This window comes from Stenotrophomonas sp. NRRL B-14846, assembly GCF_050473585.1.
Lineage (GTDB): Bacteria > Pseudomonadota > Gammaproteobacteria > Xanthomonadales > Xanthomonadaceae > Stenotrophomonas.
In genome coordinates, this window is record NZ_JBFLUN010000022.1 from 1730357 (window position 1) to 1745080 (window position 14724).

16 protein-coding genes are annotated in these 14724 nt (G+C 68.7%); 4 read left to right on the forward strand and 12 right to left on the reverse strand.

What is annotated here, in order from left to right:
- Positions 1–5: 5 nt before the first annotated feature.
- The 12 genes from gspE to AB1281_RS10230 form a co-directional block, all read right to left on the reverse strand.
- Positions 6–1439, reverse strand: a complete 1434-nt coding sequence (gene gspE / locus AB1281_RS10175) for a type II secretion system ATPase GspE (protein ID WP_430345800.1) — start codon at positions 1437–1439, stop codon at positions 6–8.
- On the reverse strand, positions 1436–3817 hold the full coding sequence (gene gspD / locus AB1281_RS10180) for a type II secretion system secretin GspD (RefSeq protein ID WP_430345801.1): 2382 nt from the start codon (positions 3815–3817) through the stop codon (positions 1436–1438). The genes gspE and gspD overlap by 4 nt, the downstream gene beginning before the upstream one ends.
- Positions 3814–4341 (reverse strand): type II secretion system protein GspM, encoded by a 528-nt coding sequence (gspM, locus tag AB1281_RS10185; protein ID WP_430345802.1) that lies wholly within the window; start codon positions 4339–4341, stop codon positions 3814–3816. The genes gspD and gspM overlap by 4 nt, the downstream gene beginning before the upstream one ends.
- The gene (gspL, locus tag AB1281_RS10190; RefSeq protein ID WP_430345803.1) at positions 4338–5501 is read right to left on the reverse strand and encodes a type II secretion system protein GspL; all 1164 of its coding nucleotides are present in this window, start codon (positions 5499–5501) and stop codon (positions 4338–4340) included. Before gspL ends, gspM begins: the two co-directional genes overlap by 4 nt.
- Positions 5498–6403 carry a type II secretion system minor pseudopilin GspK gene (gene gspK / locus AB1281_RS10195; protein WP_430345804.1) on the reverse strand — a complete coding sequence of 302 codons (906 nt, stop codon included), beginning with the start codon at positions 6401–6403 and terminating at the stop codon, positions 5498–5500. Before gspK ends, gspL begins: the two co-directional genes overlap by 4 nt.
- A 9-nt stretch (positions 6404–6412) precedes the next feature.
- Positions 6413–6850 carry a type II secretion system major pseudopilin GspG gene (gspG, locus tag AB1281_RS10200; RefSeq protein WP_430345805.1) on the reverse strand — a complete coding sequence of 146 codons (438 nt, stop codon included), beginning with the start codon at positions 6848–6850 and terminating at the stop codon, positions 6413–6415.
- A 57-nt stretch (positions 6851–6907) separates the two neighbouring features.
- Positions 6908–7465 carry a hypothetical protein gene (locus tag AB1281_RS10205; RefSeq protein ID WP_430345806.1) on the reverse strand — a complete coding sequence of 186 codons (558 nt, stop codon included), beginning with the start codon at positions 7463–7465 and terminating at the stop codon, positions 6908–6910.
- 144 nt (positions 7466–7609) lie between these two features.
- The gene (locus AB1281_RS10210) at positions 7610–8161 is read right to left on the reverse strand and encodes a hypothetical protein (RefSeq protein WP_430345807.1); all 552 of its coding nucleotides are present in this window, start codon (positions 8159–8161) and stop codon (positions 7610–7612) included.
- 58 nt (positions 8162–8219) lie between these two features.
- A complete protein-coding gene (locus AB1281_RS10215; protein WP_430345808.1) occupies positions 8220–9200 on the reverse strand; it encodes a FecR family protein in 981 nt (326 codons plus the stop codon).
- Positions 9201–9269: 69 nt separating this feature from the next.
- On the reverse strand, positions 9270–9800 hold the full coding sequence (locus AB1281_RS10220) for an RNA polymerase sigma factor (RefSeq protein ID WP_032961748.1): 531 nt from the start codon (positions 9798–9800) through the stop codon (positions 9270–9272).
- 16 nt (positions 9801–9816) lie between these two features.
- Positions 9817–10497, reverse strand: a complete 681-nt coding sequence (locus AB1281_RS10225; RefSeq protein WP_430345809.1) for a TonB C-terminal domain-containing protein — start codon at positions 10495–10497, stop codon at positions 9817–9819.
- A gap of 470 nt (positions 10498–10967) precedes the next feature.
- Positions 10968–11432 carry an Lrp/AsnC family transcriptional regulator gene (locus tag AB1281_RS10230; RefSeq protein ID WP_005413654.1) on the reverse strand — a complete coding sequence of 155 codons (465 nt, stop codon included), beginning with the start codon at positions 11430–11432 and terminating at the stop codon, positions 10968–10970.
- A 127-nt stretch (positions 11433–11559) separates the two neighbouring features.
- Between AB1281_RS10230 and AB1281_RS10235 the strand changes: the two genes are divergently transcribed.
- The 4 genes from AB1281_RS10235 to AB1281_RS10250 all read left to right on the forward strand — a co-directional run bounded on the left by AB1281_RS10235 (position 11560) and on the right by AB1281_RS10250 (position 14724).
- A complete protein-coding gene (locus AB1281_RS10235; protein ID WP_014037422.1) occupies positions 11560–12291 on the forward strand; it encodes an AzlC family ABC transporter permease in 732 nt (243 codons plus the stop codon).
- A gap of 11 nt (positions 12292–12302) precedes the next feature.
- On the forward strand, positions 12303–12617 hold the full coding sequence (locus tag AB1281_RS10240; protein WP_097047835.1) for an AzlD family protein: 315 nt from the start codon (positions 12303–12305) through the stop codon (positions 12615–12617).
- Positions 12618–12769: 152 nt separating this feature from the next.
- Complete coding sequence (locus AB1281_RS10245; RefSeq protein ID WP_005409905.1) at positions 12770–13198, forward strand: PAS domain-containing protein; 429 nt, start codon at positions 12770–12772, stop codon at positions 13196–13198.
- Entirely contained in the window at positions 13195–14724 is a 1530-nt protein-coding gene (locus tag AB1281_RS10250) for a diflavin oxidoreductase (protein ID WP_430345810.1), read from the forward strand. The genes AB1281_RS10245 and AB1281_RS10250 overlap by 4 nt, the downstream gene beginning before the upstream one ends.

The following is a 14724-nucleotide window of genomic DNA, read 5'->3' on the forward strand; positions in this document are numbered from 1 at the left end:
CCGCCTCAGTCGTCGCCGGTGACGCGCAGGATCTCTTCCAGCGTGGTCACCCCGCTGTCGACCCAACGCTGGCCGTCCTGGCGCAAGGTCCGCATCCCGGCGCGCCGTGCCGCCTCGCGCAGCGCAGGTTCACCCTGCCCTTCATGGATTAGCGCACGCACGCGATCGTCCACCACGAACAGCTCGTGGATGCCGGTACGCCCCCGGTAGCCGCTGTTGGCACAGGCCGCGCAGCCCACCGCGCGCCACACGGTACGGCCGTCGCCATCCACCTCGGCACGCCGGCATTGCGTGCACAGCCGCCGCACCAGCCGCTGCGCCAGTACACCACGCAGCGACGAGGCCAGCAGGAATGGCTCCACGCCCATATCGGCCAGGCGGGTCACTGCCGAGATTGCGTCGTTGGTGTGCAGGGACGCCAGCACGCCATGGCCGGTCAGCGACGACTGCACCGCAATCTGCGCGGTCTCCAGGTCGCGGATCTCACCGATCATGATGGTGTCCGGGTCCTGGCGCAGGATCGCGCGCAGCGCCGTGCCGAAGCTCATGCCGATACGCGCGTTGACCTGGATCTGGCCGATGCCGGCGAAGTCATACTCCACCGGGTCCTCCACGGTGAGGATGTTGCTGGTGCTGCTGTCGAGCTGGCCCAACGCGGCGTACAGCGAGGTGGTCTTGCCACTGCCGGTCGGCCCGGTGACCAGCACGATGCCATGCGGCTGCCGGATCAATCCGGTGAACGTGGCCAGGGTGTCATCGGCCATGCCCAGGCGCTGCAACTGCAGGCGACCGGCATCCTTCTCCAGCAGTCGCAGCACGGCGCGCTCGCCGTGCCCGGTCGGCACCGTGGAGACACGGATGTCCAGCGGACGCCCACCCACTCGGATCGCGATGCGCCCGTCCTGCGGCAGCCGCTTCTCGGCGATGTCCAGGTGGGCCATGATCTTGATGCGCGACACCAGTGCCGCGTGCAGTGCCCGCCGTGGCTGCACCATGTCGCGCAGGGTGCCGTCCACGCGGTAGCGCACCACCGAATGGGTCTCGAACGGTTCGATATGCAGATCGCTGGCGCCATCGCGTGCAGCCTGTGCCAGCAGTGCATTGATCATGCGGATCACCGGCGCATCGTCCTGCGCGTCCAGCAGATCGGTGACCTCCGGCATATCCTGCATCAGCCGGTCCAGATCGACTTCGCTTTCGGCGGCACCCACTACGGCAGCGGCATCGCCGCCGTCACGATACTGCTCACCCAGCCGCTGCTTCCACGTCGCGGCATCCAGCGCCTGGAACGGCAGCGGGCCATGCCGTCGGCGCAGTTCGGCCACGGCCCACGCCGCGGTGTCGGCAGTGCCCAGCAGCACGGGCTCGCCGCCAACTTCGGACAGCATCACGCCATGGCTGCGCACCCAGGCGTACGGCAGTGGCGCGGCGGCGCTCACGGCCCGATCACCAGTTCCGGCGTGTAGCCCAGCCCGCGCAGCTGCTGCAGCGCCGGGTCCAGCGTCGCCGGGTCGCGCGGCAATCGCACGCGCAGGCGTTGCCCGCTCTCGCCCGGCGTCGCTTCGGCATAGGCCTGCAGGCCCAGTGCCCGCACCTGCGCCACGCCCTGGCTGGCACGCGCCGGGTCCAGCCCCTGCGCGAACTGCACCAGCTGCGCATCGCCGTCGCCGGACGGATACAGCGCCGCCAGGCTGCTGTTCTGCAGCGGTTGGCCCTGACTATCGCGCGCATTGCCCTGGCCGAGTACAGACAGGTCCTGCGGCGGCAGCTGCGGTGCCGACAGCGCCGGCAAGGCCCAGCTCTGCACCGGTTGCGCGCCGGCCTGCGCGTTGCGCATGTAGTCGTAGCGGTCGCGGGTCAGGCGCTGGCCGGCGGCCGGGTCACGCACCACGTGCGGGCGCAGGAACACCATCAGGTTGGTCTTGGCGCGCTTGCGCGTGTCGCTGCGGAACAAGGCGCCCAGCACCGGGATCTTTCCAAGCCCCGGCACTGCATCACGGCCATGGCTGACGCTGTCTTCCAGCAGGCCACCCAGCACCATGATCTGGCCATCGTCCAGCAGCACGCTGGTATCCAGGGCGCGCTTGTTGGTGATGATGCCGGCCGTGCTGTTCGCACTCTGCGCGTCGATGCTGCTGACTTCCTGGTAGATGTCCAGCTTCACCGTGCCGCCCTCGGAGATCTGCGGGCGTACCCGCAGCTTCAGGCCCACGTCCTCACGCACGATGGTCTGGAACGGGTTGTTGCTGCCGCCGCCACCGTCGGTCACGTAGCGGCCGCTGACGAACGGCACGGTCTGACCGACCATGATGCTGGCCGCTTCGTTGTCCAGCGTCATCAGGTTCGGCGTGGACAGGATGTTGGCGCCGCCCTTGCTCTGCAGCGCGTTGGCCAGCGCTTTCATGTTGAGGATCTGGCCGACACCGGGCAGGTTGATGGTGCCGTCGATCACGCCGATCTTCAGGCCATCCTTGGGCAGCACGTCCAGCGTGGTGCGCGCGGTGGTGCTCAGCCCACTGCCGCCGGTGGCGCCGCCAAAGTGGGTGCCGCCAAAGGTACGGCCATTGCCCAGCATCCATTGCACGCCCAGCTCGGCCGCGTCGGTCTGGTTGACCTCCACGATCAGGCTTTCCACCAGCACCTGTGCACGGCGCTGGTCGAGCTGGTCGATCACCCGCCGCAGGTTGCGGTACACCGGCTCCGGCGCCGAGATCAGCAGCGTGTTGGTGGCCACGTCCGCCTGCACCGAAATGCCGTTCTGGCTGAAGCCGGTGCTGCCGGCGTCGATCGGGTCGCGGCGGTTCGGGTCCAGCCGCTGCGACTCCAGCGCATTGCCACCGGTCTTGGCCTGCTGTGGCTGCGACGGTTGCGCGGGTGTGGAACGGTTTGCATCGCCGGGCAGTGGCGTGATGCCTTCGTTGCTGCCCATTGCCGGTGCATCGCTCTGCCCGGCCACCACGCCGCGCAGCACACCGGCGAGCTGGTTGGCCTGGGCATTGCGCAGGTAGACCACATGCAGGTTGCCGGATTCATCTTGGGCGCGGTCCAGCTTCTCCACCAGCTGCCGCGCCAGACGGGTGCGGCCGGGACTACTGGAACGCAGCAGCACGCTGTTGCTGCGCGGGTCGGCCATCACCACCACTTTCTGGCTCGGTTCGGCGCCCTGCGCATCCAGCAGCGGCGCGACCATCGCCGCCACGTCAACGGCAATGCCCTGCTGCAGCTTCACCACATCGGTGTCCATGCCGGCCGGCGTGTCGACGCTGGCGATCACCTGTGCGATGCGCTCCAGGTTGTCGGCATAGTCGGTGATCACCAGGGTGTTGTTGCCCGGGTTGGCAGTGATCGGATTGTCCGGGCTGATCATGGGCCGCAGCACTGCCACCAGCGCGGCCGCGTTCTCGTAGCGCAGCGCGAAGGTGCGCGTGGCGATCTCGCCCCCTGCACCGCCGCTGCCCACGCGGCCACCGAGCAGCTTGGCGTCGGCCTGCGGCACCACCCGGCTGACCCCGCCGTTCTCGACCACGGCGAAGCCGCGCATGCGCAGCGCGCCCAGCAGCAGCTGATAGGCCTGGGTACGGCTGACCGGGCCATCGGAGACCACCGTCATCTTGCCGGTCACCCGTGGGTCGACCAGGAACTGGCGGCCGGTGAACCGTGCTGCCATGCGCAGCACGCCACCGATATCGGTATCCACCAGGTTCAGCTGCACTGGCTCATCGCGGGTGTCCTGCGCCGCCACCGGCGCCGGCACGTGGGCCATGCCCACGACCAGGGCCAATGCAGTACTGCAGGCAAGGCTGCGCATCGCCCTCATGGATGGGCACCCGCAGTGGCCACCATCACGATGTTTCCGGAAATCCGTGCCGCCGGCATGTTCGCATCCCCTGTGCGTGTCAGTTGCAGCTGCTGCAGCTCGATGGCCGGGTCGGCCAGCAGCGGCAGCAGCCAGTTCCACAGCGCGTCGGCGGGCACTGCCTGCACCTGCAGGTGCCAGCACCCGTCGCGCGCTTCGATATGCAGGCCGTTGGCAAGGCCGGCGGATCTGATTCCGTCCCGCAGGCTGGTCAGCGTCGGGTGCTGGCCCTGCGCCTGCTGCTGGCGCGCACGGGCGCGAAGCAGCGGCGCCAGTGCGCGGGACTGCGCCTGCAGCCGTGGCAGTTCGGCCTGCCAGTGCGTGCGCTGCTTCAGCAGGGGCTCCAGCCACAACGACCACAGGCCCGCTGCCAGCAGCGCCACCACCATCACCCACAGCATCAGCCGGTCGCGTGGTGGCAGGCGCTGCCAGCGCTGCTGCAGGCCCGCCACTCCCTCCCCCAGCCGCAGGGTACGGGCGGTCACTGTCCAGCTCCGCTCACCCGCAGGCGCCCACCGGCGTCGCGCGCCAGCTGCAGGCCCTGCACCTGCACCGCCTGCTGCCAGTGCTCCAGGCGTTGAGGATCATCGGCCAACGCCTGGGCATCGGCATCCAGCTCCATGTCCAGCTGGCCAGGCTGGTAATGCAGGCTGTGCACCTGCCCCGCCAGCTCCGGAACGGCCTGCAGCGTGCTGGCGACCTGCCGTTGCAACGGCGGCAACGGCGGCGCCGGCGGTGGCACCGCCAGAGCACGCCGTGCCTGCAGCACCGGATCCACCACATCGGTGATCTCCGGGAAGCGTGCGCTGAACTGCCGCGCCATGTCCTGTTGCAGCGCCTCGCCCTCGATCCGCCAGCGCGAGACCTGCAGCTGCAGGCCGAGTGCGGCCAGCAGCACTGCCGCCAACGCGAGGCCGATCGCCAGGCGAGGCGCTTGCCGACCCGCACCGGGCAGCGGCAATGACCACCCCGGCAGAGGGCCACACGCCTGCCGTTCATGCGTGACGGCGGTGGCCGGCAGGCTGTCCGGCCACGCCGGCGACACGCTGTCGATCCATTGCACGGCCTGCACGCCGGCCTGCTGCAGGCGCACGGCCAGGGCCTGCATCACGGCACACGCGTCACGTCCGCCATACCATTGGACGAACCCACGATCGCGCCCGCTGCGCACCAGCAGGTGCTCGCCGCTGACCTGCAGCGTGGCCTGTGCGTCCTGCCACGGCAGCAGCAGCGGCGTCGGATACAGCGCCTGCAACTGCAGTGCGCACGAGGCCAGCAGCTGCTGCGCCTGCAGGACCGCCTGCTGGCCGAGCCAGGCCACCGGAACCGTGCCGTCAGCTGCCTGCGCACCGTGAGCCAGCGCCACCTCCTGCAGGTCATCCAGCAGCATCGCCTCCACCTCGCCCTGCAGCGCCGACTGCAGGCGCCGCCCGGACAACGGCGGCAGCTGAAGTTCCAGCAGGATCAGGTCGTGCGGATCGAGGCAGGCGCGCACCGTCGCCTTCGGGTGACGCAGACCCAGCGCGGCCAGCGTGTCGCGGCCGTGTGCCATTACCTCGCCCTTGTGCAGCTGCACCCAGTCCACCGTGCTGTCGGCGCGCAGGCACTCCAGCGCCGGCAGGCGCACCCGAAGCTGCACGTTCATGCGCCGATCCTCGTCCACACGCGCTGCACGCGCGCTCCATCGTCGCGGTATTCGCGCCAGAGCAACGCACGGAACTCGACCGCACTGCCATCGGCCTGCACCTGGCCGACCGCAAGGAACCACTCGCTATGGATGCCCAGGGGAAGCACGGCCATCTGTTCGTTGCTCAGTTGAAGTCGATTGGCGATGTCGCCGCGGTTGAGCAGCCAATGGCCGCCGTCGCGCTCACCGAGCAGCGCCTGCAGCCGTGCCGGCTCGACCGCAGGCGTCACCGCCTGCAGAACGCTCAGGTCGCTGGTGTTGGCGTTGACCAGGGTCTGCGCCGGCAGCACCACGGTGCGCCGCGCCAGCGCCTGCAGTGCCACCGGATCGGCACCGGCCAGTGCCTGCGCGATCAGTGATTCGCGCGGCAATGGGGCCTGTGCCTGGATGTCGCCGTCGCGCAGGCGCGCCTGGATGTGGTCCGCCGCGGATGCGCAGGCACCCTGGCCAAGCCCCTGTGCAGCACACAACGCGATGAACGCGCGTCGCGCCTCGGGGTCCGGCCGGCCATGCGCCAGCAGGTTGCGCAGGTTGAACATCGACTGCGCATCCACCAGCTGCAGCTGCACCGGCAACGGCGCCTGCAGCGTCAGCGGACGCGCCCAGCGTCCGCTGCGCACCGTGGTCAGCTGCTCCTTTACATCGTCACGCAGCTGCTGCGCCGCGCGCTCCAGGGTGGCATCGACCGCCATGCGCACCTGCGCACGCAGCTGGTCACTACGCAGCGCGCGCAGCTGCGCCGACTGCCGGGTCAGCAGTGCAGTGGCAATCACCGCCACCAATGCCACCACCAGCAGGGCGACAATCACCGCCATGCCACGCTGGCGGGCGCACGGGACCGAACGCGTCCGGGCTGTCATCAGCACGCCTCACAGCTGCCAGGAGCCGATATCCGCGTTCCCGGCGTCGCCACCGGGCTTGCTGTCCGCACCCAGCGAGAACACATCGATGTCGCCATGGGTTCCGGGGATCTGGTACTGGTACGGATGGCCCCATGGGTCATTCGGCAGGCGATCCAGATACGGTGTCACCGGCATCGCACCGCTGCCCTGCGGCGGCTTCACCAGCGCCTGCAGGCCCTGCTCGGCGCTGGGATAGCGACCATTGTCCAGCTTGAACAGCTTCAGCGCCTGCATCAGCGCCGCGATGTCCTGGCGCGCCGCCACCACGCGCGCCTGGTCGGGACGGTCCATCAACCGCGGCACGATCAATGCCGCGAGAATGCCGATGATCACCACCACCACCATGATCTCGATCAGGCTGAAGCCCTGCTGCCGAGTCCTGCGACCACCCACCTGCCTTGCCATTGTTCCGCCCTCGTCATCCTGGAAGAGACCGCTGCACCATGGTCAGCGGTGCATGTGTCAGTACGATAAATATCCGCCTGCAATTCGCTGCGCGGGCGCCTGTGCAGGCGCATGTGCAACCGGTACGCGTGCCGCCTCGAACAGATGCGGTGGCACACTGGCCAGCGTTTCGTCGATGCACTCGCGCAGCAACGGATGCGCGCATGCCTGCAGCAGGCGCACGCATTGCATCGGCGACCACGCGGTGCCGTGGTCGAACCCAATGAACATCCGGTAGGCCTGGTGGTAGCGCAGATCGTCGTACACGCGTTGCGCGCTGTTGAGATCGCGCAGGATCACCAGCAGGGCCGCACGCTGCAGCAGCCGCGCATCGCCTGCGTCAAGCGGCAGCGCACCCATGGCCGCATCGGGCCAGGGCCGCAGATGCAGGTCGAGGGCGCGTCGCAGCGCCGCCAATGGATGTGCGCTGCTGTCCAGTGCCGCCCAGCGCGCTGCATCGACCCAGGCATCACTGGACAGCACCCAGACCCACGAGTGCCCGTAACGTTGCACGTTCAAGGGCGTGTGCCGCGCCTGCTCCAGTGACTGGCTCAGGTGGCGATCCAGCTCCAGCATGCTGATCCTGCGACTGTCTGCCATCTGCGTCGCCCGTGCTCCGCGACGCGTGGTGCGTCGTACTCTGGAGAAGACGTCAGCAAGGCAGGTGAAGCGACACCGCGAACGCAAGTCTGTGCGCTGCATGGCGCTTCATCGGCAACGTCATCGCAGCGTCATGCGCCTGAAGGCTTCGCGCTGCTGTCGCGGTGCGTCACCGCCGCAGCGGCGGGCCAGTACCGCCACGTCGCTGCGCGCGGCGAACGCGACCAGCGCATCCGTCATGTCCACGTCATCGCACCATGACGCCATCGCAATGCGCACCGCCGGCAGCTGCCAGCCGTCCATCACCCCGCGGGTGCCCGCCACGAACCAGTGCCACAGCCGATGGTGCAGCACCTGCTCGTGCAGCTGCGCGAGATCCTCGATGCCATGCATGTCCATCAGCAGCAGTGCGCGTGCAAGCACCGCAGGCGGCAACGCACCGGTTTCAGCCAGTGGCAACACCTGCTGCTGCAGGCGCAACAGCATCGCCAGCGGGTGCGACTGCGGATCGAAGTCCAGCAGCACGGCCTGTTGCTGCCACTGCGCGTCGGACACCACACACACCCATGGCGAGCCGTAGCGGTGCACCATCAAAGGCCGTCGCTGCGTGGTTTCCAGCAACGCCGACAGATTGCGGCGCAGATCCAGCACACCGATGGTCTCGTTGCGCATCCTTGGCGTCTCCTTGCTTGCAACAGCCCTGCGCGGCGCGCACGGCCAGCGTCTTCACCTAACCAAGGACGGCAATGCCACCCGGAAAGCGACGCAGATCCAGCGACATCGTCAGTCGCAGCTGCTCCAGCGCCGCGTCCGGATCATCGATGCGGAAGCGGCCGCTGACCGGGGCACGTGCCAACGCCGATTCGCCCAGCAGCACCTTGCCGCGGCGGTAGCGGTTGATTTCATCCACTACCTCGCGCAACGGCGCGCGGCGGAACACCAGCATGCCTTCGGTCCAGGCACTCACTTCCGAGGCCACGGCTTCGGCCACCACGCCACTGAGGCGTTCGTCGTACTGGGTCTGCTGGCCCGCCTGCAGCTGCAGGCGGCCCTGCGGGTGCTCGATGCGGGCGCTGCCCTGCAGGCAGGTCACCCGTACCTGGCCGTGGGTATTGCGCACGTCCAGGCGCACCGCACCTTCATCGGCAATCACGCAGCCCGGCCCTGCGAACAGGGCCAGGCGCAGGCCGGCCTGGGTTTCGATCGCGGCCTGGCCCTGCACCAGCTCGAAGCCTTCGCCCTGCGTGTCCGCACGGCGGCGCAGGCTGCTCTGTGTATCCAGCTCGATCTTCAGCTGTGGCGAAGGTGCGATCTGCAGGCGCTCACCGGTACCGGTGTGGAAATCGGCCGTCATCGCCGTCACCGAGGGCCACAGCCCCAGTGGCGGGCGGATCGCCGCCACCACCACCAGGCTCGCAGGGGCGGCAATCGCGGCGCCCAGGAAGGCACGCCGGCTCCAGCGCTGGGCCGGTGTCGGCGCGACCGGTTGCCGTGCGGCGACAGGCAGCTGCTCGCCGGCCAGTCGCACCTGCTCCCATTGCTGGCGCGCGCGCCCGAATGCTTCGCGATGACACGGATCGGCCTCGCACCACGCGCGGAACCTGCGCCCGTCGGCCGCAGTGGCCTCGCCCGAGGTCAGCCGCACCACCCACGCGTGGGCCTGACGCTCGACGGCATCCAGCGGGCGTTGCGGGCGATCGTCAGGATCCATGGGGGCTCATGCCGGACCCGCACGCTGCGGGGTTCTGCTCGGCGTCAAAGTGTAGACGGATGCCGCCGCTCAGAACCGCACCTGGCGCCCCTGCCCGCTGCGCTCGGCCAGGTAGTCCTGGGCCGCCTTCAACTCACGCTGCACCAGCCGCAGCGACACGCCGAGGTGATCGGCGACGTCGCGCTGCTGCAGGCCGTCGACGCGGATCGCCAGCAGGATGCGGCGACGGCGCTCGGGCATGCGTTGCAGCAGACCGACCATGTCTTCCAGCGCGAAGTCCAGTTCGGCCGCCTGCGCCGGGCCCGGTGCCGGGTCGGCCATGTCCATCAGCGTCTCCACCTCTTCCAGGCTCAGCAGGCGGTGGTCGGCACGTTGGCGGTCGATCACGGTATTCATCGCCATGCGCAGCAGGTAGGCCGCAGGGTTCTGCACCGCATCCAGGCGGTCACGACGCGCACTCAGGCGCATCCAGGTGTCCTGCAGCGCGTCGCCGGCCAGCTCTTCCGAGCCCAGCTTGCGCACCAGCCGGCGCTTCAGCTCGTCGTAGGCCCCCAGAAGGTGGTCCATCAGGTCAACTGCCCCAGCCGTACCGTTGCTCATGTTCGAATCCTTGAAGTCATGGAAGGGGCGCGCGCCGGCCACAGTCGTGGTCGGTGCCGGAAGGACGGATCTGCAGGGTCACCGGCTGCGGCAGCGCAGCGGCATCCGGCGCCAGCACCAGGCCCTGCAGCGCCTGCAGCAGGCGTGCATCGCGGCGGGCACTGCCACTGCCGGACAGCAGCTCGGGCTGCTGCACCTGGCCTTCACCGTCGACGCGGAAGCGCAGTGTTGCGGCATAGCGGCCGGGCGCGATCTCAGGGTCGTCACAGAACGCCGCACGCAGGCGCTGCTGAAGGCCGCCATAGCGGCGCCGACGCTCGGCCTCGGGAAGGCCGGTGCCAACATCCGCCTCGGCCGCCGACTGCCCGCCCCGGCGCAGCACCACGCGCTGCTCGCCGATCACCTCGGCCTCGATACCGGTGTCCTGCAGCAGCATCTGCAGCGCAGGAAGCGGCGCCAGGCTGGCGCGCAGCGCATGGCTGTTGCGGCCGGCGGCAAGGTCGCCCGGGTACATCACCGACCACCCGCTGATGACACTGAAACGCTCGACCGCCTGCTCCAGCGGTTGCGCGGGGATGTCGTAGGCACGAACACCGTCCTGCGCCACAGCGGCAAAGGACAGCAGCAGCCATGCGGCGATGGCCACCTTCCAAGTTCTGACCGCATGGTGTCCATTCAGCCCCCTGACGTAGAACACATGACCCTCGGCAGCGACAGCAGCTGCAGTGGACGCGCGGCACGACCGGAACCCCGGCCCGCGCGCGACCAGCAAGCGGGCTCAAACCGTACCGGGGGCACATGTCATTGCGATGACCGCCGCCTACGGCCGGCGTGGAGCCAGGCTCCGTGAACCCAGTCACCCATCAGGCATCAATGAATCGAACAGACCACGCTATCTACGCACGGGGGTCAGAGCCCGTTGCGCAGCAACGGGTTCCGACCCCGACAGGTCGCGGGGAACTGTCAGGCGCGGGGCGGTGTGGGCAGGCAGGACCGTTGGCGCCATGGATGGCGCCATCGAGCCCCCATGGATGGGTCTACGGCGTGTCCTGCCTGGCCACACCGCCCCGCCGCCCTGGGAACATCGCCGTTGCAGTTGCAGTTGCAGTTGCTTCGGCCGTTGCCTCTGCGGGTGCCGGGTGCAACCCGGCCGGAAACCACCCATCCTCAAAGCGGCAGCTGGGTGGTCTGCTTGATCCGCTGCATCGGGATCTCGGTCTTGGTGTTCTGCACCCCGGCAATCCGGTTCAGGTGCTGCATCTGGAACTGCCGGTAGGCATCAAGGTCCGCCACCGCCACCCGCAGCAGGAAGTCGCAGTCGCCCGCCATCAGGTGGCATTCAAGCACTTCCGGGAAAGACTTGATGCTGTTGATGAAGTGATTGGTGGTGTCCTCGTCCTGCCCACGCAGCCAGACCCGCACGAACACCGTGAAGCCACGGCCCACCTTGGCCTCATTCAGCAGGGCAACGTAGCGGTCGATGTAGCCGCCCTCCTCCAGCAGCCGCACCCGCCGCAGGCAGGCCGAGGGCGAAAGGCCCACCAGCCGGGCCAGCTCCAGGTTCTGCAGCCGTCCGTCACGCTGCAGGGCGTCGAGGATGCGGCGATCGAGATTGTCGAGCTGGTACTGCATGGGATTTCACCGTTGGCGACATTGGCCGCATGGAATCTCAATATTCCCGAATCGAATGGCATCAACGCAACCCGATTTCGCGATCAGGCCGCTAGCATGGGCCACCCCCACCTTGTTGTGCCGCTCCATGGACGCCCGTACCACCCTCCCCCTGCCCGACACCTGCGATACCGCCCCGCGTGCCGAATTCCTGCGTGGCCTGCGCGCCGCCGTGCCGGTGATGATCGGCTTCATCCCCTTCGCCCTGGTGCTCGGCGCGCAGGCGGCCCAGAAGGGCCTGAGCGCATTGGAAGTGCCGCTGATGACCGGCCTCAACTTCGCCGGCGGCTCGGAGTTCGCCGCCGTCGAACTGTGGACCTCGCCGCCGCATATCGCGCTGATCGTGGCGATCACCGCGCTGGTCAACAGCCGCCACCTGCTGATGGGCGCCAGCCTGGCCCCGCTGCTGCAGCACCTGCCGCGCCGCCGCGTGCTGCCGGCGCTGTTCTTCATGTGCGACGAGAGCTGGGCGATGGGCGTGGCCGATGCGCGCCGCCGTGCGCTCGGCTTCAGCCTGGCCTATTACCTGGGCGTGTCGGCAGGCCTGTACACGGTCTGGGTGGCCTGCACCGCGCTGGGCGCGATCGTTGGGCCGATGCTGGGCGACATCCATGCCTATGGCTTCGACATGGCCTTCCCCGCCGTGTTCTTGGTGCTGCTGCGCGGCATGTGGCAGGGCATGAAGGCCGCGCGCCCGTGGCTGGTCAGCCTGGTGGTGGCCGCTGCCACCTACCTGCTGGTGCCGGGTGCGTGGTACGTGGCCAGCGGCGCACTGGCGGGCCTGGCCGCGGCCTGGCTGCTGGCGGAGGACGCAGCATGATCTTCAACGGCCTGATCTTCAACGGCATGATCCACTGGACCTCGGTGCTGACCATCGTGCTGATGGCCGCCGCCACCTACCTGACCCGCATCGTCGGCTTCCTCGCCCTGCGCAACCGCACGCTGAGCAAGCGCGCGGTAACGGTGATGGAAGCCGCGCCGGGCTGCGTGCTGATCTCGGTGATCGCGCCCGACTTCGTCGCCGACAAGCCCGCCGACCTCGCCGCGCTGGCGATCACCCTGCTGGCCGCCACGCGGCTGTCGATGCTGCCGACCGTGCTGATCGGCGTGGTCTCGGCGGGTGTACTGCGCTATCTGATGGGCTGACGCGCTCGCCGTTCCTGTTCTCCCTGCGACACCCGGTCGCAGTCGATCCCGCCACCCGCTTGATCAATGTCAAACCGCCCGCCGCCGCGCGGGCGTATCTCTATGCAGGACCCGAACACGCCGGCGTTACCGGCATCCACAAGGACCCTGCGATGAGCTACACCCCCGACAACGCCCAGCTTTTGAATGCCATGCAGAACGTCATGGTGATCTCCACCACCGACCTGCAGGGCAACATCACCTACGCCAACGACCTGTTCTGCACGCTCACCGGCTTCGCCCGCGAGGAACTGATCGGCCAGCCGCACAGCATCGTGCGCCACCCGGACGTGCCCAAGGCCGTCTACAAGGACATGTGGGACACCATCAAGGCCGGCAAGACCTGGACCGGCATCGTGCCCAACCTCGGCAAGGGCGGCGTGCTCTACGTGGTCGACACCACCGTGCAGCCGCTGTTCGACGCCGATGGCAACATCACCTCGTACATCAGCATCCGCCGCGTGGTGAACGACCTGATGCAGAACTACGACCTGGTCGAGTTCAGCAAGGAAAAGTTCGACGACTTCTACGAGGCCGCGTGAACGCCCTCCCGACCAGTACGCCCTTCAGCCGCCTGCTGGTGGGTTTCGCGTCCGAGTCGGGCAATGCCCGCGCCCTGGCCCAGCGCCTGGGCGCGGACCTGCAGCCGCACGCGCCGCAGGTGCTTGCGTTCAATGACATCGACGTGGCCAGCCTCGGCCACGGCGACGTGCTGCTGGCGATCTCCAGCTCGTTCGGCGATGGCGAACCGCCGGCCAACGGCGAGCAGTTCTTCGAAACGCTGCGCCAGACTCCGACGCTGAGCGGCCTGCGCTATGCAGTGTTCGGCCTCGGTGACACCGGCTACCCGAGCTTCTGTGGCTTCACCAAGGCGCTGGACGCCGCGCTGAGCGAGCGCCAGGCGCAGCCACTGCTGCACCGCGTGGATGCCGACCTGGGCTACGAGCAGTTCTTCCAGCAATGGCAGCCGGTGCTGGGCCAGGTGCTGGACGGCGACGTGAGCGCCGGCCAGGACCTGCACCTGCAGGTCACCGCCTATGGCGAAGACAACGCCTTTGCCGCCCCCATTCTCGAACGCCGCCGCTTGAACAGCAGCGACCCGGCCGCCTGGCACCTGCAGTTGGATATCGCCGGCAGTGGCATGGCGTATCGCGCCGGTGACACCCTGCACGTGGTGCCGGAGAACGACCCTGCGCTGCTGCAGGCATTGGCCACCTGGTATGGCGACACCGCCGCCGTGACCGCCCTGCATGACCGCGAGCTGCGCCTGCTGAGCAAGGGCGTGCTGCGCGAACTGGCCAGGCTCGGTGGCAGCGAGGCGCTGAAGGGCCTGCTGAAGGTCAGCCAGAAGCGCGAGCTCGAAGCCTACCTGCACGGGCTGGACCTGCTGGACGTGCTGCAGGACCACGCTACCCCGGACAGCGTGCCGCTGGCCCGGCTGCGCGAACTGCTGTCACCGCGACTGCCGCGCGCCTATTCGATCGCCTCCCACCCCTGCGACGACCAGCTGAGCCTGTGCGTGCGCGAAGTGCGCTACACCCTGCGCGGCCGCGAGCGCTTTGGCACAGCCACCGGCAGCCTGCTGCACGGTGGCGACCATGCCCGTGTGTACTGCCGCTCCAACCCCGGCTTCCATCTGCCCGATACCGGCGAAGCCCCCCTGTTGCTGGTCGGCACCGGCACCGGCATCGCACCGTTGATGGGCCTGATGCAGGAGCTGCAGGCCAGTGCCTGCGAACGCGAAGTGCACCTGGTGTTCGGCGAGAAGCACAGCCAGCACGATTACCTGTATCGCGAGCAGCTGCAGGACTGGCACGCGCGCGGCGTGCTGGCTGGCCTGCATACCGCGTTCTCGCGCGATGGCGCCGACAAGGTCTATGTGCAGCATGTGCTGCAGCAGCGCGGCGATGAAGTGCGCGATGTGCTGGCCCGCGGCGGGCATCTGTACCTCTGCGGCAACAAGAGCCACCTGGAAAGCGCGGTGCGCGAGGCCATCGATGCCATCGGTGGCGAAGGGCACTGGGACGCGCTGCGGGGCGAAGGCCGCACGCACTGCGAGTTGTATTGA

What these genes read in the sequence shown, in the direction of transcription:
- gspD (WP_430345801.1), bottom strand. Translation starts at nt 3,817, where the DNA reads ATGAGGGCGATGCGCAGCCTTGCCTGCAGTACTGCATTGGCCCTGGTC.
- gspL (WP_430345803.1), bottom strand. Translation starts at nt 5,501, where the DNA reads ATGAACGTGCAGCTTCGGGTGCGCCTGCCGGCGCTGGAGTGCCTGCGC.
- gspK (WP_430345804.1), bottom strand. Translation starts at nt 6,403, where the DNA reads ATGACAGCCCGGACGCGTTCGGTCCCGTGCGCCCGCCAGCGTGGCATG.
- gspG (WP_430345805.1), bottom strand. Translation starts at nt 6,850, where the DNA reads ATGGCAAGGCAGGTGGGTGGTCGCAGGACTCGGCAGCAGGGCTTCAGC.
- AB1281_RS10205 (WP_430345806.1), bottom strand. Translation starts at nt 7,465, where the DNA reads ATGCTGGAGCTGGATCGCCACCTGAGCCAGTCACTGGAGCAGGCGCGG.
- AB1281_RS10210 (WP_430345807.1), bottom strand. Translation starts at nt 8,161, where the DNA reads ATGCGCAACGAGACCATCGGTGTGCTGGATCTGCGCCGCAATCTGTCG.
- AB1281_RS10215 (WP_430345808.1), bottom strand. Translation starts at nt 9,200, where the DNA reads ATGGATCCTGACGATCGCCCGCAACGCCCGCTGGATGCCGTCGAGCGT.
- AB1281_RS10220 (WP_032961748.1), bottom strand. Translation starts at nt 9,800, where the DNA reads ATGAGCAACGGTACGGCTGGGGCAGTTGACCTGATGGACCACCTTCTG.
- AB1281_RS10230 (WP_005413654.1), bottom strand. Translation starts at nt 11,432, where the DNA reads ATGCAGTACCAGCTCGACAATCTCGATCGCCGCATCCTCGACGCCCTG.
- AB1281_RS10235 (WP_014037422.1), top strand. Translation starts at nt 11,560, where the DNA reads ATGGACGCCCGTACCACCCTCCCCCTGCCCGACACCTGCGATACCGCC.
- AB1281_RS10245 (WP_005409905.1), top strand. Translation starts at nt 12,770, where the DNA reads ATGAGCTACACCCCCGACAACGCCCAGCTTTTGAATGCCATGCAGAAC.